This is a genomic window from Streptomyces umbrinus (assembly GCF_030817415.1).
Taxonomy (GTDB): domain Bacteria; phylum Actinomycetota; class Actinomycetes; order Streptomycetales; family Streptomycetaceae; genus Streptomyces; species Streptomyces umbrinus_A.
This window is the reverse complement of sequence record NZ_JAUSZI010000002.1, coordinates 3312525-3333628: the sequence shown is the minus strand read 5'-3', so window position 1 is coordinate 3333628 and position 21104 is coordinate 3312525. Positions and strand designations below refer to the sequence as shown.

Annotated in this window: 20 protein-coding genes and 1 pseudogene; 9 read left to right on the top strand and 12 right to left on the bottom strand. The window is 70.8% G+C overall.

Annotated features, from left to right (window positions below):
• Positions 1–37: 37 nt before the first annotated feature.
• The 4 genes from QF035_RS14675 to QF035_RS14660 are packed head-to-tail and all read right to left on the bottom strand — an operon-like array spanning position 38 to position 5939.
• Entirely contained in the window at positions 38–2287 is a 2250-nt protein-coding gene (locus QF035_RS14675) for a dipeptide ABC transporter ATP-binding protein (RefSeq protein WP_307520743.1), read from the bottom strand.
• On the bottom strand, positions 2284–3168 hold the full coding sequence (locus QF035_RS14670; protein ID WP_307520742.1) for an ABC transporter permease: 885 nt from the start codon (positions 3166–3168) through the stop codon (positions 2284–2286). The genes QF035_RS14675 and QF035_RS14670 overlap by 4 nt, the downstream gene beginning before the upstream one ends.
• Positions 3165–4124, bottom strand: coding sequence for an ABC transporter permease (locus QF035_RS14665; RefSeq protein WP_307520741.1), 960 nt, complete (start codon positions 4122–4124; stop codon positions 3165–3167). Before QF035_RS14665 ends, QF035_RS14670 begins: the two co-directional genes overlap by 4 nt.
• A 21-nt stretch (positions 4125–4145) precedes the next feature.
• The gene (locus QF035_RS14660) at positions 4146–5939 is read right to left on the bottom strand and encodes a peptide ABC transporter substrate-binding protein (protein WP_307520740.1); all 1794 of its coding nucleotides are present in this window, start codon (positions 5937–5939) and stop codon (positions 4146–4148) included.
• Between the two features lie 241 nt (positions 5940–6180).
• Here QF035_RS14660 and QF035_RS14655 point away from each other — a divergent pair, with 241 nt between their 5' ends.
• Entirely contained in the window at positions 6181–7386 is a 1206-nt protein-coding gene (locus tag QF035_RS14655; RefSeq protein ID WP_307520738.1) for an ROK family transcriptional regulator, read from the top strand.
• An 84-nt stretch (positions 7387–7470) separates the two neighbouring features.
• Positions 7471–9000: a M81 family metallopeptidase gene (locus tag QF035_RS14650; protein WP_307520737.1), complete on the top strand. Its 1530-nt coding sequence runs from the start codon at positions 7471–7473 to the stop codon at positions 8998–9000.
• A gap of 82 nt (positions 9001–9082) precedes the next feature.
• On the opposite strand, the gene QF035_RS14645 is transcribed toward QF035_RS14650, so the two are convergent.
• From QF035_RS14645 to QF035_RS14635, 3 genes are all read right to left on the bottom strand, one after another.
• Positions 9083–9898, bottom strand: a complete 816-nt coding sequence (locus QF035_RS14645) for an SAM-dependent methyltransferase (RefSeq protein WP_307520736.1) — start codon at positions 9896–9898, stop codon at positions 9083–9085.
• A gap of 121 nt (positions 9899–10019) precedes the next feature.
• Positions 10020–10232, bottom strand: coding sequence for a DUF397 domain-containing protein (locus tag QF035_RS14640; protein ID WP_269647977.1), 213 nt, complete (start codon positions 10230–10232; stop codon positions 10020–10022).
• A 40-nt stretch (positions 10233–10272) separates the two neighbouring features.
• Entirely contained in the window at positions 10273–11148 is an 876-nt protein-coding gene (locus QF035_RS14635; RefSeq protein WP_307520735.1) for a helix-turn-helix domain-containing protein, read from the bottom strand.
• Between the two features lie 376 nt (positions 11149–11524).
• On the opposite strand from QF035_RS14635, the gene QF035_RS14630 reads away from it, so the two are divergent.
• The 4 genes from QF035_RS14630 to QF035_RS14615 all read left to right on the top strand — a co-directional run bounded on the left by QF035_RS14630 (position 11525) and on the right by QF035_RS14615 (position 14151).
• Entirely contained in the window at positions 11525–12118 is a 594-nt protein-coding gene (locus QF035_RS14630) for an ATP-binding protein (protein WP_307520733.1), read from the top strand.
• Positions 12096–12575: a hypothetical protein gene (locus tag QF035_RS14625; protein WP_307520732.1), complete on the top strand. Its 480-nt coding sequence runs from the start codon at positions 12096–12098 to the stop codon at positions 12573–12575. The genes QF035_RS14630 and QF035_RS14625 overlap by 23 nt, the downstream gene beginning before the upstream one ends.
• Before the next feature lie 203 nt (positions 12576–12778).
• Positions 12779–13465 carry a hypothetical protein gene (locus QF035_RS14620; RefSeq protein ID WP_307520731.1) on the top strand — a complete coding sequence of 229 codons (687 nt, stop codon included), beginning with the start codon at positions 12779–12781 and terminating at the stop codon, positions 13463–13465.
• Entirely contained in the window at positions 13429–14151 is a 723-nt protein-coding gene (locus QF035_RS14615; RefSeq protein ID WP_307520730.1) for a DUF1775 domain-containing protein, read from the top strand. The genes QF035_RS14620 and QF035_RS14615 overlap by 37 nt, the downstream gene beginning before the upstream one ends.
• Before the next feature lie 40 nt (positions 14152–14191).
• On the opposite strand, the gene QF035_RS14610 is transcribed toward QF035_RS14615, so the two are convergent.
• The 5 genes from QF035_RS14610 to QF035_RS14590 form a co-directional block, all read right to left on the bottom strand.
• Complete coding sequence (locus tag QF035_RS14610) at positions 14192–14872, bottom strand: response regulator transcription factor (RefSeq protein WP_307520729.1); 681 nt, start codon at positions 14870–14872, stop codon at positions 14192–14194.
• Positions 14873–14925: 53 nt separating this feature from the next.
• Positions 14926–16107 (bottom strand): sensor histidine kinase, encoded by a 1182-nt coding sequence (locus QF035_RS14605; protein ID WP_307520728.1) that lies wholly within the window; start codon positions 16105–16107, stop codon positions 14926–14928.
• Positions 16108–16224: 117 nt separating this feature from the next.
• On the bottom strand, positions 16225–18435 hold the full coding sequence (locus QF035_RS14600) for an MMPL family transporter (RefSeq protein WP_307520727.1): 2211 nt from the start codon (positions 18433–18435) through the stop codon (positions 16225–16227).
• A gap of 210 nt (positions 18436–18645) precedes the next feature.
• Positions 18646–19098 carry a MarR family winged helix-turn-helix transcriptional regulator gene (locus tag QF035_RS14595; RefSeq protein ID WP_307520725.1) on the bottom strand — a complete coding sequence of 151 codons (453 nt, stop codon included), beginning with the start codon at positions 19096–19098 and terminating at the stop codon, positions 18646–18648.
• Between the two features lie 132 nt (positions 19099–19230).
• Positions 19231–19368: a hypothetical protein gene (locus QF035_RS14590; protein ID WP_307520724.1), complete on the bottom strand. Its 138-nt coding sequence runs from the start codon at positions 19366–19368 to the stop codon at positions 19231–19233.
• A gap of 21 nt (positions 19369–19389) precedes the next feature.
• Between QF035_RS14590 and QF035_RS14585 the strand changes: the two genes are divergently transcribed.
• From QF035_RS14585 to QF035_RS14575, 3 genes and pseudogenes are all read left to right on the top strand, one after another.
• A complete protein-coding gene (locus QF035_RS14585; RefSeq protein ID WP_307520723.1) occupies positions 19390–19932 on the top strand; it encodes a MarR family winged helix-turn-helix transcriptional regulator in 543 nt (180 codons plus the stop codon).
• 162 nt (positions 19933–20094) lie between these two features.
• Positions 20095–20490 (top strand): annotated as a pseudogene (locus QF035_RS14580) (response regulator); the annotation flags it as partial.
• The gene (locus tag QF035_RS14575; protein WP_307531113.1) at positions 20372–20875 is read left to right on the top strand and encodes a winged helix-turn-helix domain-containing protein; all 504 of its coding nucleotides are present in this window, start codon (positions 20372–20374) and stop codon (positions 20873–20875) included. The pseudogene QF035_RS14580 and the gene QF035_RS14575, both read left to right, overlap by 119 nt.
• Positions 20876–21104: the final 229 nt, after the last annotated feature.

Here is a 21104-nt window from a genome sequence, read left to right as displayed (position 1 = left end):
GGTGGACGCGGTCGGGGTGGACGCGGCTGGGGTGCGGTCACGCCCCGCCCTCCGTTCCGGCGGCGGCGAGCGCGGCCTGTCGTTCGGTACGGCGCACACGTTGGAGCACCGGGTCGGGTACGGGCACGGCGGCGATGAGCCGGCGGGTGTAGTCGGTCTCCGGGTGGGTGAGGGTGGTCGCGGTGGCGCCCTCCTCCTCGACCCGGCCCGCCCGCATGACGACGACGCGCCGCGCGAACTGCTGGACGACCGCGAGGTCGTGGGAGACGAAGAGGCAGGCGAAGCCGAGCTCGTCCTGGAGTTCGGCGATCACGTCGAGGACGGTCTGCTGCACGCTGACGTCGAGCGCGCTGGTCGGCTCGTCGGCGACCAGCAGCCGGGGGTCGAGGACCAGCGCCCGGGCGAGACTCACCCGCTGTCGCTGCCCGCCGGACAGCTCGCGCGGCCCGCGGCCCGCCAACTCCCTGGGCAGCCGCACGCGTTCGAGCACCTCCGCGACCCGCTCCCGGCGCTCGGCCGCCGCCATCCCGCGGCGGTGCACCCGCAACGGCTCGGCGACACACTCCGCCACGCTCATCCGCGCGTCCAGCGAGGCCACCGGGTCCTGCAGCACCACACCGACCCCGGAGAGCAGGGCCCGGCGCGCGCGTCCCCGGGCCCTTCGAAGATCGGCACCGAACAGCGACACCGACCCGGAGGAGGGCGCCACCAGTCCGAGCGCGACCCGGGCCGCCGTCGACTTGCCGGACCCGGACTCCCCGACGAGCCCGAGGGTTTCCCCGGGCCGCACGGTCAGCGATACGTCGTGCAGCGCCTGCACGGCCCGCGGCCCACGCCCGAACCGTACGGAGACGCCGTGCAGTTCGACGACCGGGGCGTCGGCGGGGGTTCCGGCGAGGGTGTCGGGGTCGGCGTCGGTTTCTGGGGTGCGGTGGGCGGACGCGGGGGCTACGGGCCGGGTGACTGCAGGCCGGGAGGCCGAGGGCCGGGAAACTGTGACCTGGGGGACTGCGGGCCGAGCGTGCGCGGGCCGGGGCACCGCGCCGCTGCTGACCGCTTTGGCACCTGCCGCGCCGTCGCCGACCGCGGTGACGCCTCGGGCGTCGGCGAGCGGCGGCTCGGCCTCGCTGCCGCGCACAGCGGCGGCAGCCTCCCGCGCCGCGCCGATCCCCGGTTCGGCGGAGGCCGGTTGCGGTGCGGCCCTGCCGACCGCCGCCTCACTGACCGCTGCGATGCCAGGCGCCGTCCCGCCGGGCGCCGCGGTGCCGCCCGATGTGCGCCTGACGGCCGCGGTGTCGGGTGCCGTCCCGCCGCCGGAGGTGCCCCCGCCCGCCGTCCCGCTGCCCGCCGTCCCGTCGCCCGCTGTCCCGCCAGGCCCCGCGCTGCCGGCCACAGCCCCGCTGGGCGCCGCTCGACCGTCCGCCGCCATGCCGCCGGGCGGCTGCGGCACGCCCGCGCCGCCCACCCCCGCGACAGTCAACCGAGGCACAGCCGCCAGCAACCGCTTCGTGTACTCGTGCGTCGGCCGCAGCAGGACCTCCTCCACCGGGCCGGTCTCCACGATCTCCCCGTCCAGCATCACCGCGACCCGGTCCGCGAAGTCCGCGACGACGCCCATGTTGTGGGTGACGAGCAGGACGCCGGTGCCGGAGTCCGCCGCGAGTGCCCGGAGCAGGTCGAGGATCTCGGCCTGGACGGTGACGTCGAGCGCGGTGGTCGGCTCGTCGGCGATCAGGAGGCTCGGGGAGTTCGCGATCGCCATGGCGATGACGACCCGCTGCCGCTGTCCGCCGGAAAGTTGGAAGGGGTACGCGGACGCCCGCTTCTCCGGATCCGGGATACCGACCCGGCGCAGCAGTCCGACCGCCTCTCCGGCGGCTTCGCGGGCGGAGACCGTCCGATGGTTCCGTACGACCTCCGCGATCTGTGCCCCGATCCGGGTCAGCGGATCGAGGGCGGTCGCGGGCTCCTGGAACACCATCGACACCGTGCGCCCCCGCAAACCCACGAGGTCGGTCTCGGCGGCGCCGACGACGTCCGTGCCGTCGACCGAGGCCCGGCCCGACGCCCGCGCGTTCCCCGGCAGCAGCCCCATCGCGGCGAGCGCGACCGTCGACTTGCCGGACCCGGACTCGCCGACCAGCGCCAGCGTCTCCCCGGGCCGTACGTACAGCGACACCCCGCGCACGGCGGGCACGTCACCCGTCTCCGTGGAGAAGGTCACCCCGAGGTCCTCGACCTCCAGGATGCCGCCCCTACTGCCCACACCGCTCGTCGTGCCCTTCATGCCCGCCCCTTCACGTCGAACGCGTCCCGCAGCCCGTCCCCGACCGCGTTGAACGCGCACACGACGAGGATGATCGCGAGGCCCGGCGGCACGATCAGCCACCAGCGCCCGGAGTACGCGGCCGTCAGCCCGGCCGACAGCATTCCGCCCCAGTCGGTCGAGGGCGGCTGGACACCGAGTCCGAGGTACGAGACGTACGCGACGAGCAGGATCGCGTCGGCGACCTGGAACGTCGCCGCGACCACGATGGTCGAGACCGAGTTCGGCAGGATGTGCCGGAAGATCGCCCGGCCGTGCGTCCCGCCGATCGCGCGGAGCGTAAGGACGTAGTCGCGGCTCTTCAGGGTGAGCGTCTCCGCCCGTACGAGCCGGGACGGGACGAGCCAGGACACGAATCCCAGGATGAGGATCAGCCCGAGCGAGTCCGGGGTCGTGATCGCCGAGACGACGAGCAGGATGAAGAGCGCCGGGATGGCGATCCCGGCGTCCACGACCCGCATCATGACCGCGTCGACCCAGCCGCCCGCGTACCCGGCGACCGCGCCCCACAGCGTCCCGATGACCGTCGCGAGGAGACCGGCCGCGAGCCCGACGAGCAGCGACACCTTCCCGCCGAACATCAGCCGCCCCAGCTCGTCGTGCCCGACCGCGTCGGTGCCGAGCCAGTGCGCACCGCTCGGCGCGAGGTTCACCTGGGTGAGGTCGGTGTGGGTCTGGTCGGTGGAGTACGCCAACGGGCCCACGAAGCAGAAGAGCAGGAAGAGGACGACCACCAACAGCCCTGTCACCGCGAGCCTGTTGCGCGCGAACCGCCGCACGGAGAGGCGGTATCCGGTGGCCAACTCCCGTGTGGCCGCCTCAGTTTGAAGTACGGCACTCATGTCCGGCCCGCCTTCACACGAGGGTCGATGATCCGCTGGACGACATCGGCGAGCAGGGTGCCGACGACGGTCGCGACGGAGATGACGAGCACACAGCCGAGCAGCACCGGATAGTCGGAGGACTGCGCGGCGCTCCAGAACAGCAGCCCCATCCCCGGGTAGTTGAAGAGCTGCTCGACGACGAGCGCACCACCGAAGAGCACGGGCACGTAGTAGCCGAGCATCGCGACGACTGGCGTGAGGGAGTTGCGGAAGACGTGCCGCCACAGGATCGCGCGCGGCCGCGAACCACCGGCCCGCGCGGTCCTTACGTAGTCCTCCTGGAGGTTCTCCAGCGTCGCCGCCCGCATGTACCGGCTGAACACCGCGACCATCGACGCGGCCCCCGCGACCACCGGCAGCACCAGGGCGCCCGGCTGCGCGAACACGTCCGCGAGCGTCTCGCCCTGGGGTGCCTGTGAGGGGAACCAGTTCAGCCACTGGGTGAAGACGAGCACGAGCACAAGTCCCAGGAAGTACACGGGAGTCGCGTACGCCACGAAGCTCAGCGTGGTGATGACGTAGTCCACCGGCTTGTTGCGCCGCACGGCCTGCCACATGCCGAGCGGGATCGCCAGCAGCAGCCCGACGAGCGCGGAAAGCACGGTCAGGACGAGCGTCTTGGGCAGCCGCTGCTCGATGAGTTGGAGGACCCCCTCGTTGAGCGTGTACGAGGTGCCGAGGTCGCCCTGGGCCAGCGTGCGCAGGTAGTAGAGGTACTGGACGGGGAGTGAACGGTCCAGGCCCTGCTCGTGGTTGAAGGCCGCGATCTGCTGGGCCGTCGCCTGCGGGCCGAGGATCCCGCGTGCGGGACCCCCGGGCAGCGCGTGCAGCAGGCAGAAGACCACGACCGTGACGATGAGGATCACCACGAGGGCCTGGAGGACCCGCCGGGTCAAGTAGAGGAAGGTGTCCATGAGTTGGATCTCAGCCGGTCCTCACCTGGTCCACTTCCACTGCGCCGGGTGGAAGTTGGCGAGCGAGTCCTGCGAGAAGCCGCCGAGGCCGTTCTTGACGACGGAGATCTGGTAGTCCGGCGCCGGGAGCCAGATGACCGGCAGGTCCTTCGCGAGGGCCGCGCTGTAGTCCTGGACCGCCTGCGACGAACTCGACGTCGTGGACGCGGTGATCAGCTTGTCGACGTCGGGGTTCGAGTAGTTGCCGAAGTTGGAGCCGCCCTTGGTCTGGAACAGCGAGTCGCCGGTCGGGAAGGCGTTGAAGTACCAGCTGCCCGCGGTGCCGAAGAACGACAGCTGCCACTTGCAGATCGGCTGGCCCGAGGTGCACTGCGGGGTCTGCGAGAGCACCGAGTTGACGGGCGCGGTCTTGATCGAGAACTTGATGCCGGTCTTCTCCAGCGAGGACTGGATCGAGCTCATCATGTTGTCGGTCACGGCCGAGCCGGACTGCGACAGCACCTGCATCTCGAACTTCGTTCCCTCGGCGACGCCTTCACCGCACTGCGCGTCCCCGGTCCCCGGGTCCGTACAGACCATGACCCCGCCTTTCTCCTGCCAACCATGGCCGGTCAGCAGGGACTTGGCCTCCGACGTCGAGAACGGGTAGGGGTTGTCCTTCTGCACCTGCGAGACGAAGTCGGACGCCTGCGCCTGCGGGACCGGGCCGTAGCCGGGCACGGCCGTGCCGTTGAAGATGACCTTCGCCAGGCTCGTCTGGTCGATCGACCGCTGGACCGCCTGACGCGCGTACAACTGCTTGAACACAGCGCCCATGGCGGGGTTGTTGAAGTTGTACGGCATGTAGGTGATCGCCCAGCCGGACCACGGCTTGACCGTGTAGCCCTGCGCGGTGAACCGGTCCTTCTGGTCGAGGTCGGTCGCCTCGATGTAGCCGTAGTCGACGCTCCCGGAGCGCAGCGCGTTCTTCTCGGCGTCCGCCGTCGTGAAGGGGAGCAGGTTCACCGTCGCGATGTTCGCCTTCTCACCGCCGTCGTACTTCTTGTTGGCAGCGAGCACGACCTTGCCGGACGTGGAGAACGACTTGACCGAATACGGGCCGCTGAGGGTCTTCCACAGCGCGTCCTTGTCGTAGCGGGAGATGTTCTTGGCGGCCGAGTTCAGATACGTCCAGACTTTCTTCGCGCCGGCGGCGGTCCGGTCGGCGTCGGACACCTGGGCGGACGCGTCGGTCTTGTCCCATACGTGCTGCGGCAGCGGAGTGATCTCGCTGAACTCGTTGGCCAGCATCCACTGGGAGTTGTAGGCCTTGTCGAAGGTGATCGTGAAGTGCCGGTCGTCGACGGTCTTGAACGAGGTCCAGTTGTCCGGCGCCTTGCCCGGGTTGTAGCCCGCCCACTCCGCCTTGTTCGCCTTGATGAGGTTGAACCAGAACTCGACGTCCCGCGAGGTGATCGGCTTGCCGTCGCTCCAACTGCGGTCGCCCAGTGTGACCTTGACGCTCCTGCCGTCGGACGCGAAGTCGGCGGCCGTGGCGATGGACGCCTTCTTGTTCCAGGCGATCTTGCCGGTGGAACCGTCGTAGGCGACGAGCCGCTCCCACAGACTGTCGGCGATGGACCGGTTGTTGGTGTTGAGGTGCGCGGCCGTACCGATCGGCAGGATCCAGTTCGGCGTGAAGTTCGCGGGCAGCGCGTAGTCGATGGAGTCGGGGGACGCGGACGACGTGTCGTTCGTCCCGGAGCAGCCCGCGAGCAGCAGTGTGCCCGCCGAGACGACGGCACAGGCGACGAGCGTCGTGCGAGCAGGGGACATGGCTCTCCTCAGGTGAACAAGGGCTCAGGGTGCGCGAGGCCGGACGCGGGGCCGGAGATGAACGGCGGCGTTCGGCGGAGCCAGTCAACGACCGGAAGGTTCGAAGAAACAGGCGGACCGCTGTAAAAAGTCTGTTACTGCTGTTCTGGAAAAAGTCGCGCGAGGGACATACGGGCATACGCTCGTCGCCTCGACCTCCGGATTTCCCCGACTTTCCCCAACCCTGGGAGTTACTTCGTCCATGTCTGAAAAAAGTGCGGGACACCGGAGGGGCGTCACGGGCGTCTCCTCGCTGGCTGAGCGCGTCCTCGAACTCCTCGCCTCAGGGCAGGCGTCGACCCGCACGGAACTCGCCGCTCTGCTCGGTGCCGCACCCTCGACGATCTCGCTCACGGTCGGCCAGCTCGTGGCGCACGGACTGGTCGCCGAGCAGGGCACGCGGTCCTCGACCGGCGGGCGCCCGCGCAAGGTGCTGCGCCTCGGCGGGAGCGAGGGGTTCGCCGTCGCGGCCGACCTCGGCGGACGGCACGCGCGCGTCGGGGTCGTCCTGCCGGGCGGCGGGTTCACCGAGGTCTCCACCGTGCCGTTCGCGACGGCCGAGGGGCCCGAGACCGCGCTGCCGGCACTCGCCGAGACCCTGGAGACCCTCGCCGGGCGACGCGGCCGGGAGCTGCTGCGCGGCGTCGGCCTCTGTCTCCCGGGCCCGGTCGACGTCGTACCGGGCGTCGTCACCCTCCCCTCGCGCATGCCCGGCTGGAACCGCTTCCCCGTCCGGGACTGGCTGGAGGAGCGGTTCGGCGTACCGGCCGCGATCGAGAACGACGCCAACTGCATGGCCGTGGGCGAGCACAGCGTCCAGCCCGCCGAGCGCCGCCAGTCGATCATGGTGAAGATGGGCTCGGCGATCGGCGCGGGGGTCATCGCCGACGGGAAGCTGTACCGCGGCGCGACCGGCGCCGCCGGCGAGATCACCCACGTACGGGTCGAGGCGGGCCACGACATCCCCTGCTCCTGCGGCAACACGGGGTGCCTCGAGACCGTCGCCTCGGGCGCCGCGCTCGTCCGGATCCTGCGCGAGCGGGGCCTGGACGTCGCGTCCATCGAGGACGTCGTACGCCTCGCCTCCGACGCCGACCCGGAGGCCACCCGCGCCGTGCGCCAGGCCGGCCGCTACCTCGGCATGGTCCTGTCCGCGAACGTCAACTTCTTCAACCCCGACGCCGTGTACCTCGGCGGCCTCCTCTCGACGCTCGAACCGTTCGTCGCCGCCGTCCGCAGCCAGCTGTACGAGGGATGCCATCCGCTGGTGACCAAGCACCTGGTGATCGAGCGGGCCGGCCTCGGCGCGGACGCGGGACTCGTCGGCGCGGGCCAGTTCGCGCTCCAACGGGCCCTGGCGAACGCCCTCCAGGCCGTCACGGGCGCCGTCGCCCCCGCCCATCACTGACCACCGACACCCACCCCCCGTGCGAGTCGCTGACCCCCACCACCGCGCGAGCCACTGACGACACCCACCACCGTGCGAGGAGCCATGCCACAACCGCGTACCCCCGTCGCCCGTCCCGTCATCGCGATCGCCGGACTCGGCATCGAGTCGTCGACGTTCTCGCCGGCCCGGACCGAGGCCCCCGCCTTCCACCCGCAGCGCGGTACGGACGTCCTGACGCGCTACCCGTTCCTCGTGCCCGGATCACCGCTGAGGGACGCCGCCGACTGGCGCGGCGCCCTGGTCGGCAAGGCGCTGCCGGGCGGTACGGTGACGGCGGCCGCGTACGCCGAACTCTCCGACGAACTCATCGCGAGACTCGGGGAGTCGGGCGATCTCGACGGCCTCTGGTTCGACATCCACGGCGCGATGACGGTGGAGGGCCTCGACGACGCCGAGGCAGACCTGCTCGCCCGCGTCCGGGAGACGGTCGGCCCGGACGTGATCGTGTCCACCTCCATGGACCTGCACGGCAACGTCTCGCGCGAACTCGCCCACCTGAGCGACCTGATCACCTGCTACCGCATGGCCCCGCACGAGGACGCCATGGACACGAAGGAGCGGGCGGCCCGCAACCTCGTGGACCTCCTGACGACCGGCGCGCCCCGCCCGGTCAAGGCCTGGATCCCGGTTCCCGTGCTGCTGGCGGGCGAGCAGACCTCGACCCGTATCGAACCCGCGAAGAGCGTGTACGCGGCCGTCGACGAGGTGGAGGCCACGGAGGGCGTCACGGACGCCGCGATCTGGGTCGGTTACGCCTGGGCGGACGAGCCGCGCAACCGGGCGGCGGTCGTGGTCACGGGCTCGTCGCGAGAGGCCGTCACGGCGGGCGCCGAACGCCTGGCGCGGGGCTTCTGGGAGGCACGGCACGACTTCGCCTTCGTCGCCCCGACGGGCACGCTGGACGACTGCCTGGACGAGGCACTGGCCGCCTCCGAGGCGAACCGGCCCTACTTCATCAGCGACACCGGCGACAACCCGACGGCGGGCGGCGCGGGTGACGTCACCTGGGGGCTCGAACGGGTGCTGTCCCGGCCGGAGTTCAAGGACCCGTCGGGGCCGACGGTCATCTACGCCTCGCTCCCCGGCCCCGCCGCCGTGGAGACGGCGGTCCGGGCCGGCGTCGGAGCGACCGTCACCGTCACGGCGGGCGCCGAGGTCGACGACCGGCACGCCGGCCCGCTCACCATGACCGGCGTGGTCCACGCGATCCGCCACGGCGACCCGCATGCCCAGGTGGAGGTGGTGCTGCGCGTCGGCAGTGTGCACGTGATCCTCACCGCGCTGCGCAAGCCCTACCACCACGAACACGACTTCACCGAGCTGGAGTTGTCACCCCGCAAGGCCGACATCGTCCTCGTCAAGATCGGCTACCTGGAACCCGAACTCTTCACCATGGCCGCCGACTGGAAGATGGCCCTCACCCCGGGCGGCGTCGACCAGAACCTTCTCCGCCTGGGCCACCACCGCATCAACCGCCCGATGTACCCGTTCGACAGAGAGATGCCGGCCCCGGACCTGACGGCCAGAATCATCCCCGCGTCGACCGAACAGCTGGGCGCGCACGACGAGTAACCCGCGCCCCTTCAGGGGCGCGGGGAACTGCGCGACGAGCTCCCACCGGGCCGCGGATCAAAAACTGGCGGCCGGCGGAGCGCTACGGCTTACGGGCCACCGCTCCGTACATCGCGATGTCCTCGTCCCGAATCCCCTCACCGCTCGTGGCGTCCGGGTGCCACTTGTGGACCTGGACGATCCCGGGTTCGACGAGTTCGAGGCCCTCGAAGAACTCGTCGGCCTCATCGATCGTGCGCAGCCGCATGGGCATGTTGCGGGCCGCGTACTCGCGGGCGACCCGCCCCACGTCCTCGGGCGCGAACTCGGCGGTGCCGATGGACATCGCGAGGTAGCTGCCGGAGGGGAGGGGCTCCAGGAGGCGGCGCACGATGCCGACCGCGTCGTCCTCGTCCAGGACGAAGTGGACGATCGCGATCACGGTCAGCGCGACCGGCTTGTCCAGGTCGAGCGTCTCGCGGAACTCGGGGGAGTCGAGCACGGCCTCCGGGTGCTGGAAGTCGGCCTCGATGTACGCCGTCCTGCCCTCGGGGCTGCTGGCCAGCAGCCCCTGGGAGAGGGTGAGGACGATCGGGTCGTTGTCGACGTAGACGACCCGTGACTCGGGGGCCACCGACTGGGCGATCTCGTGGAGGTTCGGCGAGGTGGGGATGCCGGTGCCGATGTCCAGGAACTGGCGTATCCCGGCATCCTTCGCCAGCCAGGCCACCGCGCGGTTCATCCAGTCGCGGTTGGCCTTCATGTGGATCGGCAGGGCGGGCCACTCCCGTGCCATGGCGTCGCCCGCCTCCTTGTCGGCCGGGTAGTAGTCCTTACCGCCGAGGATGTAGTCGTAGATGCGCGCCGAGTGGGCGTTCTCGGTGTCGATCCGGTCGGCCGGCCATCCGTTCTCGGGCAAAGCCGCCCCTCCTGTCAGGTCGTCGGGTTCGAAGTCAACGCTCAGGAAAATCAAGGGTGTTGATCAAAGCAGAAGTGTTCAGGAAACCAGGGAAGTCTGTGTGCGGGAACCAGGGGGTGCCTCAGAGCAGGAAGTCGGCGGCACCCGCCTTCACGCCCGACAGGAAACTCGTCATCTCGCGGGGCGTGAAGACCAGCGCGGGGCCGTCGGGATCGGTCGACTGGCGCAGGGCGACCCGGCCGTCGCCGAGCTTCTTCGCCTCGACGCAGGCGCCGCCCGCGTCGTCGCTCCACGGCTTGTACCAGCCGCGTGTGCCGAGGTCCCGGGACGGCATGCCGTTGCGTATGTGTCCGTCGCGTATGTGGTGGTGCACGTCAGAGCTCCTTGCGAATCGCACCGAGGAGAGCCTCGGTCTTTCTGGCGGGCGTCGCCTGCGCGCCCAGCCGGTCCAGAGCCTCGCGATAGACCAGGACGTCGTCGTCCTTGTCCAGATAGACAGCGCCCACCAAACCGTTCAGGTAGACGATGTCCGGCAGTTCGCGCGCCCGGAACCGGAAGAGATGGAAAGCCCCCGCCCGCATCGCCGGATGCGGCCCGTTCTTGAACGGCATGATCTGCAATGTCACTTGGGGTAGCGAGTTGACCGCGATCAGATGGTCGATCTGGGCGCGCATCACCTCGGCTCCGCCGACCGGCCAGCGCAGCACGGTCTCGTCCATCACGATCCACACGCGCGGCGGCGAGGGACGCGACAGCAGCTCCTGGCGCCGCATCCGCAGCGCGACCCTGCGCTCCGTCGCCTCGGTCGCGGCGTGCGGATTCCCGGCGCCCAGCAGGGCCCGGGCGTACTCCTCGGTCTGGAGCAGGCCGTGCACGAACTGGGCCTCGTACGCGCGGATCTGCAGCGCCGCCTGCTCCAGGCTCAGATAGGCCGCGAACCAGTCCGGCAGCACGTCACGGTAGGTGTGCCACCAGCCGCGCTTGTTGGCCTCGCGGACCGATTTGAGGAAGGTGTCGATCTCCTGCTGGTCGGTGACGCCATACACCTGGAGCAGTTTCTCGGCGTCCGGGAGCCTGAGCCGGGCCACCTTCGCGGCTTCCATCCGGCGGATCGTGGAGTGGCTGACCCCGATCGCCGTACCCGCCTCCTCGAACGTCAGTCCGGCGCGGGTGCGCAGCTCCTCCAGTTGCCTGCCGAGGATCATGCGAAGGACGGAGGGCGCGCCGCCCCAGTCGGTTTCAGCGGTCACGGCTTACCCCCTCACAGCGGGTTCGAGGTCGCAGTCTGTCACGATCATCCGTTCGACGGGGGAAGCATGCACCTGTCGAATTGCAATTTTCAACTTGTCGGTTGCGGGGTGTTGTTGGCAGGTGTCACAGTGGGGCGTACCGTCCCGGTCCGGTGAACGGCGAGACGACGCGGCCCAGTTGGGGGAGAACAGGCTGCGATTCGTCACCGTGCGCAACGGGTTGTACGCGCCTCGCGGCGGAACCGGATCAAGCGGTACCGGCACTGGCCCGACCCCCGGTGCGAAGGCAGAAGAAAGGCGAACGGCGATGGCTCCGCCCTCCCTCCCCAAGCCATTGGGCCGACTGCCCGCGAGCGAACACCCCCACAGAGCGGGCGTGTTCGGACTCTCCCCGACACCCGCCTCGGTGGGAGTGGCCCGCAGGAACGTGCGCGAACTGCTGAGCGAATGGGGCGTGAGCCCCGAAACTTGCGACAACGCTGTCCTGGTGACCTCCGAGCTGGTCACCAACGCGCTGACGCACACGGCGAGCGAGTGGATCGTCTGCAGACTGCGCACCGCGGGCGGACGGCTCCACATCGAGATCGAGGACCAGAACCGCGGCCTGACGCTCCCCGCACAGCGCAGTGCGGGGCCCGACGACCAGGGCGGCCGCGGACTGATGCTCGTCGGCGTGGTCAGCAGCGACTGGGGCGTCAAGGACAGCGTGAACGGTTCCGGACGCGTCGTCTGGGCCGTCCTGCCCTCCCAGCCGGTGCCGTCACCGCCGGCGTCCTCCCCGCCGGTGTCGCTGCGGTCGGTGCCGCCGCAGCCGACGTCGTCGGAGTCACGAGAACCCCCCTCCACCGGGCGCGCACCCCTCACGCACGAACCCGCCTCGACCGGGCGCGCGCCCACCACGCACCTCACCCGGCCCAACCCCCACTCGGCCGAAGGACACCTGCCTCATGGAACTGCAGCACGCCCCTGAACCGCGGCCTCGCACCTACGGCTCGCGGCTGCGCCCCTCCGCCACCTTCCCGTCCGGGAATCCCGGCCGTCTGGTCATCCCCGCCCAGCTGCGCGCCGGGCTGGGCTGCGACGCCGTGACCACGTCCCGCGAGCACGGCGAACGCATCATGAACTCCCTGCCCCGCGTGGGCTGTGTCTTCGCCGACGACTTCGAGGGCGAGGAGCGCTGGTGGTGGATCGTCCCCTCCGGGTCCCACATCGGCGTCAGCTGGCCGCCCTCCACGACGTACACCGTCGGCGCGCACCTGGCCGACCCGTCCTGGACACGCGCCCGCCGCGGCCCCTGGGCGGACCGGCCCCGGCTGATCCACAGCCCTGCGGGAGGCTCGCCCTACACCCCGCCGATACCCCTGTACTTCCTCACGTGCCGCCTCGCGGGGAGCGTCCCGAGCTGGTCCCTCGGCACGGCGGACTGAACCGCTCCCGCCCCGCCCGAACACCGGCGGGTTCCGCCCGGTCCGACCCGGGTGAACGGCCCCATCACCTCTGACGTAGACGTATGCGACAAGGTGAACGCGGCGGAGGATGATGGGCGACCGTGCCAGGTGACCATGTGACGCAGTGCGACGGCCGGAGCCAGGGCTCCCGGCCGAGTCGCGCGGGCGCCCGGGTCCGGGCCGTGACGTTCGCCCTCGTCGGCAGTGTGCTCGCCGCCGTCGGCCATCACGCGGTCGAGGGCGGGCAGGTGCCGTGGCTGCTAGTGACCGCCTTCGCCGTCGCGCAGTTCGTCGTCGTACGGCCCTTCGCCCGCCGCCGCCCCGGACTGCTCGCGGTCGTCGGATGCACCCTGGCGGCACAGGCCGCGATGCATCTCGCGCTCACGACGGCGGGTGGCCACCGCGCCGGCATGGGACACATGGCCCACGCCCGGCACGACGCCATGACGACGGGCTCCGGCGGACACCCCTGGCAGCACGCCTCCGAAACGGCCATGACGACCGCGCACGTCGTCGCCGCCCTCGTCGTCGCCTGGCTGCTCCACCGGGCCGACACCGCGGTCGCGGCGGCCCTGGCCACCGGCCGGACGCTGCGCGCGGCCGCGGCGGCGGTCATGGCCCGGTTCCTGCCGGGCGCGGCCGTCGCCACCGCCCACCGGCCGCCGCCCGTACCGCTCGCCGGCTCCTTCGAACTCCCGGCAGGAGCACGGACCTGGACCCTGGAACACGCGCTGGTGCGCAGGGGACCCCCGGGACGGACACCCGTCCCCGTCGTCCCCCTCACCCGGGCCCGGCCTCGGCCCGCCCGGTTCCACAGCCAAGGAGTTCCACCATGTCCCTGTCCCTCAACGGGCGTCGTGTCGCACTGACCGGCGCCGCCGCGCTCACGGCCGTCCTCGCGCTGGCCGGTCCCGCCTCGGCGCACACGGAGGTCGAGGCCGACAAGGCGGAGGCCCTTGCCGAGAACGTCACCCTCACGGTCGTCTGCGAGGCGGAGTCCTCCTCCGCGGGCTTCCGCGAGGTGCGCGTCGTGCTGCCCGAGGGGATCGCACCGGCCGACGTGACGCTCGAAGAGGCCCCCAAGGGCTGGCAGTTGAAGACCACCGACGACGGTTACGTCGTGGGCGGCACCCCGCTCAAGACCGGCGTCGACGCCGAGTACAAGGTCAGGATCCGCCAGCTCCCGGACGTCGAGGAAGTGGCGTTCAAGACCATCGACACCTACAGCGACGGGAAGGTCTCGCGCTGGATCGAGCTGCCCAAGGGCGGTGAGGAGCCCGAACAGCCCGCCCCGCTCCTCAAGTTGAAGGCGGCCGCACCGGGCGCGAAGCCGATCAGTCCCAGCCCGACCGCGAGCCCGACGCCCAGCCCGACCCCGTCGGTCACCGCGACGCCTTCCGAGTCCGGGGCCACGGCGGCCGCGGCCGACACGAAGAAGGACGACGACGGAACGCCCATGAGCCTCGTCGTCGGCGGAGTGGTCGTGGCGGTGCTGGTCCTCGGTGCCGGAGCGTGGTGGCTGACGAACCGCCGCGCCTCCGCAGCGGGGAGCTGATCCCACCGGCCCGTGGGACGCGCACGTCCCACGGGCCGGATCAGGACGCGGGCGGCGGGGCCTGCACGAGCCCGGACTGGTAGGCGATGACGACCAGTTGGGCCCGGTCGCGGGCGCCCAGCTTCGTCATCGCGCGATGCACGTGCGTACGTACGGTCAGAGGGCTGACGAAGAGGCTCTCGGCGATCTCGTCGTTGGACCTTCCCTCGGCGGCCAGCGCCATGACCTGCCGTTCGCGGGCCGTCAGGGTGGCGAGGAGTTCGGGCGCCGCCAGCCGGTCGGCGGGCGTGGGGGCGGCGAGGAAGCGGGTGATGAGGGAGCGCGTGGCGAGCGGGGAGAGCAGGGACTCGCCGACGGACACCGTCCGGATGCCGTCGAGGAGCACGTCGGCGGTGACGTCCTTGCCGAGGAAGCCGCTCGCGCCGGCGCGCAGGGCCCGGGCCACGTACTCGTCGGTCTCGAAGGTCGTGAGGATGAGGACCCGGGTGCCCGAGAGGTCCGGGTCGGCGCAGATCGCGGTGGTGGCGCCCAGACCGTCGGAGCCGGGCATCCGGATGTCCATGAGGACGACGTCGGGGCGGAGGGTGTGGGTGAGCCCGACGGCCTCCTTGCCGTCCGTCGCCTCGCCGACCACCTCCATGTCGTCGCAGGAGTCGATCAGGATCCGGAAGGTCGCTCTCAACAGGGCTTGGTCGTCGGCGAGCAGGACGCGGATGGTCATCTGATTCGGTTCGCTTCCGGGGTCGTAGTTGCGGCCGGGGGTCGGGGTCGGGGTCAGAGATGGATCGGCAGTTCGCCGGTGACGCTGAAGCCGCCCTCGGGGCGGGGTCCCGTCCGGACGCGGCCGCCGACGGAGTGGGCACGTTCTCGCATGCCGATGAGGCCGAAGCCGCCGCTCGGGGAGGGTGCCACGGGAGTGTCCCCGGATCCGTCGTCGGTGACCGTGACGGTCAGCCGGTCGTGCGTGTACGCCAGTGTCACCTGCGCGGCCCGCGCGGACGCGTGCTTGGTGACGTTGGTGAGTGCTTCCTGCACGATCCGGAACGCTGTCAGATCCACGCCCGGTGAGAGCGGCCGCCAGTCGCCCTCGGTGACTATGTCGACCGTCAGCCCGGCGGAGGCGAACGCGGTGGCCAGCTCGGTCAGCCGCCCGAGTCCGGGGGCGGGTTCCAGGGGTGCCTCCGAGTCGTCGGGCCGGCGCAACAGGCCGACGGTGGCCTTCAGTTCGCGCAGCGCGGTGGAGGTGGTGCCGACCAGGTCGGCGAGGATCCGCTCCGTCTGCTCGGGGCGGCTGGCCGCGAGGTGTGCGGCGGTGCCGGCCAGTGCGTTGGCCAGCGCCATGTGGTGGGCGACCACGTCGTGCAGTTCGCGGGCGATGCGCATGCGCTCCTCGGCGACCCGGTGGCGCGCCTCCTCCTCACGGGTGCGCTCCGCGTGTTCGGCGCGGGCCTGCACGGCCTCCAGATAGGCGCTCCGCAGCCGGGAAGCCGTACCCCAGGCGATCGGCAGCACCACCCAGGCGGCGGGGCCGATCGTCTTGAGGGCCAGCGGATGGCCGTACTGGTCGAAGAGCATCGCCGTGGCCACCAGCAGGGCGGTGACGGCGAGGCAGTGGACGCGTGCGGTCCTGCGGTCGGTGTGGACGGCCAGCCAGTACAGCGCGGCCATGACCGGTGCCAGCAGCAGCGGGGTGAGCAGATAGCCGACCGCCCCGGCGGTGTTGCCGCAGATCGCGGTCACCGCGACGACGGTACGGGGGTGGCTCCGGTGCCACAGCAGGGCGACGCAGGCGATGCCGCCCAGCAGCACGCCGAGACCGAGCGATCCCTTCGTCCGGGAGTCTGCTGCCGTGGTGAACGCGCTTCCCAGGACGACGGCGGCGTGGAGCTGCACGATCACCACCACGTCGACGACGCGGGGATGGTCCTTGGCGTACCGCTGCCAGCTGGTGATCATCGGACTCTCCGGTGGGAAGTGAGCTGGGGCCATGGTGGGTGACGGCCCGTGCGTACCGGCCGACGAGGGCCGTCCGTGACGAGCACGGGCGGCCCTCGGGCGCGTACGGGATGCGGGTCAGACGTGAGCCGACTCCCGGTCGTGCGTGCCGGCCACGGTGAGGGGCACGGCGGGCTTCCGGTGGAGGGCCGCGCCCTCCACGTCGATGTCGGGCAGCAGCCGGTCCAGCCAACGGGGCATCCACCAGGCAGCCTTGCCCAGCAGGGCGAGGACCGCCGGAACGAACGCCATACGGACGACGAACGCGTCGAACAGTACGGCCACGGCCAGCCCGAAGCCGATCATCTTGATCATGGATTCACCGGCCCCGATGAATCCGGAGAACACCGCCATCATGATCAGTGCGGCGGCGACCACGACCCGGGCGCTGTACCGGAAGCCGGTGACCACGGCCTGGCCGGGCCGGTCGCCGTGCACGTACGCCTCCCGCATACGGGTCACGAGGAAGACCTGGTAGTCCATGGCGAGCCCGAAGACGATACCGATCAGGAAGATCGGCGTCATGCTCATGATCGGGCCGGTCGTCTCCAGGCCGAGCAGGTCCGCACCCCAGCCCCACTGGAAGACGGCGACGACGGTACCCAGGGCCGCGAGCACCGACAGCAGGAACCCGAGCGCCGCCTTGATCGGCACCAGGACGGACCGGAACACGAGCAGCAGGAGCAGGATCGCCAGACCCACCACGACGATCAGGTACGGGATCAGCGCGTCCTGCATCTTCTGGGCGACATCGATGTTCAGTGCGGTGGTGCCGGTGACCTCGAACTCCGCGCCGGTCGAGGCCTCGGTCGCGGGCCGCTCGTCACGGATGGTGTGGACGAGGCCCTTCGTACGCTCGCTGGTGGGCGAGTCGGCCGGGACCGCGGAGAAGACCGCGGTGTCCCCGGCCGGGTTGAACCGGGCCGGCGAGACGGACACGACTCCCTCCGTGGCGCCGATCTCCTTGGAGATCTTGGCCACGGCGGTCTTCGCGTCCCGGGCGCCCTTGGCGTCCACGACGATGGTCAGCGGCCCGTTGAAGCCGGGGCCGAATCCGTCGGCGAGGTCGTCGTAGGCACGGCGTTCGGTGGTGGAGGTCGGTTTGGCCTCGTCCCCGGGCATGCCCAGCTGCAGGTCCATCACGGGTATCGCGAGTGCGCCGAGTCCGGCGACGGAGGCCAGCAGGACGGGCACGGGGCGGCGCAGGACGAAGCGGGCCCAGCGGCTGCCGCCGTTGTTCTCGCCGCCCTCCTTGACACGTCCGCTCCTGCGGGCCCTGCGCGAGAGAACGGCGTTGGGCCAGAAACCGAGCACGGCCGGGACGAGTGTCAGCGCGATCAGCACACCGACGACGACCGCGCCCGCGGCGGCAAGACCCATCTTGGTCAGCATCGGGACACCGACCACCGAGAGCCCGGCCAGCGCGATGACGACGGTGAGCCCGGCGAAGACGACGGCGGATCCGGCAGTGCCGGCGGCCAGGCCCGCCGCCTCCTGGGGGTGGTGTCCGTTGGCCCGCTCCTCGCGGTAGCGGGAGACGACGAACATCGCGTAGTCGATGCCCACCGCGAGGCCGAGCATCGTGGCCAGCGTCCCGGTCGACGAGGACAGTCCGAACGCGTCGGACAGCGCCATGATCGACGCCATGCTGACGCCGACGCCGAGGACGGCGATGAGCAGCGGAAGACCGGCGGCAGCCAGCGATCCGAAGGTCATCATCAGCACGACGGCCGCGATCGAGACGCCGATGATCTCCGCCGTAGCGCCTGCCGACGGCTGGGTGGCCAGCGCGGTGCCGCCCACCTCGACGGTCAGCCCCGCGTCACGGGCCTGTTCGACGGCTTTCTCGAGGTGGTTCTTGCCGGCGTCGGTGAGGTCCTCGGCCTTCACCTTGTAGGTGACGGTGGCGTACGCGGTCGTCGCGTCCTTGCTGACCGCCTCGGCCTGGAAGGGGTTCACGGCACTGGCGACCTGCGAACCGTCGCCGGCCCGCTCGACGAACGCGTCGATGGTCTTCCGGTTGTCGGCGGCCGTGATCTTCTGCCCGCCGTCCGCGATGAAGACGACCCGCGCGTTCGCCCCGTCGGCCGTGGCCCCGGGGAAGCGCTGGTCCATCAGGTCGAACGCCTTCTGGGACTCGATACCGGGCATGGACAACCCCGTGTCGGGTGCCTCGGGCGCCTTGACGGCGGCGAAGCCGACCGCGGCCAGCACCGCCACCCACAGGAACGTCACGAGCCAACGCCGTCGGAAGGTCAGACGGCCCAGTCGATAGAGAAAAGTAGCCACGGAACGGAGGTCTCCACATCTGGTCTCGGGTACCTCCCAAGACTCCCGGGCAGCGGCCGCCACGTCGTCGTGCGCCTGCCGACACTCTCCCGTACTGAGAGCGCAGTACGCCGGTGCCCGGGACGTCCTCCGAGGGCACTACGGGGCACGCCGCGGTCAGCATCGAGGCGTACGGGGAGAGGGGCCTCGCGGTCTCAGAGGTTCCCGTGCTCAGGGGCGGGGCCAGGGCCGCTCGTCGAGGTTCTCGATGTCCGTGTTGAACCGCTTGAGGTACCCGGCGAAGGTGGCGACCTCCTCGGGGCCCCAGTCGGCCATCACCTTCTCCAGTCCCTGGATGGCCTCCGCGCGATGTGTGTCGAGGCGGTGCTCGCCCTCGTCGGTGATGCGGAACTTGCGGGCCATGCCCCCGTCGGGGTCCGGAATGCGCTCGACGAGACCGCCGCGCAGCATCGCGGCGGTCTGTCGGTTGAGCGTGGAGGCGTCAAGACCGAAGGCGTCGCTGAGCTGCCCGATGGACATCGGGCCCTCCATACGGATGCGGCTCAGCAGGATGTACGCGCTGCGCTCAAGGCGGCCGCCGGTCCGGGCCCGGGGCGAGTTGAGGTAGAGGTGCCGCCCGAGCAGCATCGCCTCGAACTCGATCAAGTGCGTGGGCTTGTCCATGCGGCCGGTCCTTCCCCAGATCTGGACTCTCGCCCCGAACCTGAGCCTGGGCCTGAGGTCAGAGCAGGAGCCATGACATCAAATATGCACCACGCACCTAATGTGTACGGTACATATCCCCAGGTCCGCCACTCAATCCTGGTCGTCGAAGGTGGCGGCGATGCCGATGAGTTTCGCGAAGCGCCCGCGGTGTTCGACCGGTTCCGGGGTGGCCTCGAAGATCTCGGCGCGGCAGCACTGCGAGGCTCTGGATTTACTTGAGTTAGGCAAGTAGCTGCTAAGGTGGATCCCATGTCCACATCGTCGCCCGCGCGCACCCCTGACCCTCTCTCCGGAGCCGGAGCCGCCCCCGTCTCCAGCGAGGTGATCGAGATCGAGCGAGCCCTCAACCGCATCGTCTATCTGACCGGTCGGGTCAGGCAGCACGACCGCCTCATGGCCCTGGCCGGGGTGTCGCTGGACCGGGCCGCGGTGGCGCTGCTGCGGCAGATCGCCGACTCGGAGCCCCTGCGCCCCGGCGAGCTGGCGGCACGGTTGGCCGTGGAGGCGTCGCACGTCACCCGGCAGGTGCAGCAGCTGGAGAAGGGCGGTTACGTGACCCGGGTGCCGGATCCGGACGACCGCCGCGCCCAGCGCATCCAGCTCACCCCCGTCGGCCAGGAGGCGATCGACCGTATCCGCATGGCGAGTTGCCGGGGCATGGAACTCGCGCTCTCCCACTGGTCGCCGGAGGAGCTGCGGCAACTGTCCACGCTGTTCCATCGGATGGTCGACGACTTCCTGCACACCGAGGGCACGCTGGAGGGCGAGGATTCCTCGCCGCGCCAGGCCTGACCGGATCCGGCCGCCTCCGGTCGACGGCACGGTCGGCGCGCGCCCTCGTCGCCGGAGTCCCGGGGTGCGAGGGTTTTCTCGGTGTCGTTCGGCGCGCCCGCCGTTCGTACGCGACGTGTGAGTCCGGCACGAGGTGGTGTCGCCGCCGCCCGCCTCCTACTCATGAACGAGGTGCATGCGATGGACGGGACGGACGGGGTGGACCGGGTGCTCGGAATGGTCGGCGTCGGCGTCGGCGGGGTGCGCGGGAGTGACGCGGAGGTGTCCGCGCCCGCACGTGGTAACGGGCAGCGTGTCCTGGTCATCGTCCACGACTCGGCGATCGTCGAACTGCTCACCACCACACTGGAGTTGGCGGACTACCGGGTGACCGCCGCCCGCACCGGCGCTCAGGGGATGGCGCGGCTCGCCGAGCACCGCTTCGACCTCGTGGTCATGGATGTGTCGGTCCCGGACATCGAGGAGCTGGGGGAGGGGCGCCGCTTCCGCCCGGCCGACCGGCCTCCGGTGCTCTTCCTCGCCGAGTACGAGAAGTTGGGGCTCCTCGTCCCCGAACTCGGCCTGGGTGAATCGGACTACGTCACCGTGCCGTTCCGGATCTCCGAAGTCCTCACCAGGGCCCACGTGTTACTGCGCGGCCGCGGTTCGGTGCGCCAAGGGCCGTGCTACGGCGACCTCGTCCTCGACGACGCCACCTGTCAGGCCCCGGCGCGGCCGACGGGCCCTCGACCTCACCCCGGCGGAGTACCGGCTGCTGCGTCATCTGCTCGTCAACGCCGAGCGGGTGCTGTCGAAGGAACAGATCTGTCGGCACGTCTGGGGCGAGACCCGGGCCGGCAACGCGATCGAGAAACTCGTCTCCCGACTCCGCCACAAGGTGGACCAGGAGCAGCCGCCACTGATCCACACGCGCCGGGGCTTCGGCTACCGACTCGGACGCTGAACCCGACATCGCCCGGCGCCCCCAACTCCCCACGCCCTTCAAGTCTCGACGCCCGGCGCCCTCAACTCCCCACGCCCGGCGCCCTTCAAGTCCCGACGCCCGGCGTCTCTCAAATCCCGCGGCTCTCGACCACCCGCACCTCCAACTCCCTTACCCCCACACCCTTTTAGCCTTCCACCTCGGCGGCCGTGCGTCTCTCGTACCCGGCCGCTTCGTCGTGTCCGTGGGC

Excerpts from the sequence above, each read along its gene's own strand:
- QF035_RS14675 (WP_307520743.1), bottom strand. The coding sequence starts at position 2,287 with ATGAAGGGCACGACGAGCGGTGTGGGCAGTAGGGGCGGCATCCTGGAG.
- QF035_RS14670 (WP_307520742.1), bottom strand. The coding sequence starts at position 3,168 with ATGAGTGCCGTACTTCAAACTGAGGCGGCCACACGGGAGTTGGCCACC.
- QF035_RS14665 (WP_307520741.1), bottom strand. The coding sequence starts at position 4,124 with ATGGACACCTTCCTCTACTTGACCCGGCGGGTCCTCCAGGCCCTCGTG.
- QF035_RS14660 (WP_307520740.1), bottom strand. The coding sequence starts at position 5,939 with ATGTCCCCTGCTCGCACGACGCTCGTCGCCTGTGCCGTCGTCTCGGCG.
- QF035_RS14655 (WP_307520738.1), top strand. The coding sequence starts at position 6,181 with ATGTCTGAAAAAAGTGCGGGACACCGGAGGGGCGTCACGGGCGTCTCC.
- QF035_RS14650 (WP_307520737.1), top strand. The coding sequence starts at position 7,471 with ATGCCACAACCGCGTACCCCCGTCGCCCGTCCCGTCATCGCGATCGCC.
- QF035_RS14640 (WP_269647977.1), bottom strand. The coding sequence starts at position 10,232 with ATGCCGTCCCGGGACCTCGGCACACGCGGCTGGTACAAGCCGTGGAGC.
- QF035_RS14625 (WP_307520732.1), top strand. The coding sequence starts at position 12,096 with ATGGAACTGCAGCACGCCCCTGAACCGCGGCCTCGCACCTACGGCTCG.
- QF035_RS14615 (WP_307520730.1), top strand. The coding sequence starts at position 13,429 with ATGTCCCTGTCCCTCAACGGGCGTCGTGTCGCACTGACCGGCGCCGCC.
- QF035_RS14610 (WP_307520729.1), bottom strand. The coding sequence starts at position 14,872 with ATGACCATCCGCGTCCTGCTCGCCGACGACCAAGCCCTGTTGAGAGCG.
- QF035_RS14605 (WP_307520728.1), bottom strand. The coding sequence starts at position 16,107 with ATGATCACCAGCTGGCAGCGGTACGCCAAGGACCATCCCCGCGTCGTC.
- QF035_RS14595 (WP_307520725.1), bottom strand. The coding sequence starts at position 19,098 with ATGGACAAGCCCACGCACTTGATCGAGTTCGAGGCGATGCTGCTCGGG.
- QF035_RS14585 (WP_307520723.1), top strand. The coding sequence starts at position 19,390 with ATGTCCACATCGTCGCCCGCGCGCACCCCTGACCCTCTCTCCGGAGCC.
- QF035_RS14575 (WP_307531113.1), top strand. The coding sequence starts at position 20,372 with ATGTGTCGGTCCCGGACATCGAGGAGCTGGGGGAGGGGCGCCGCTTCC.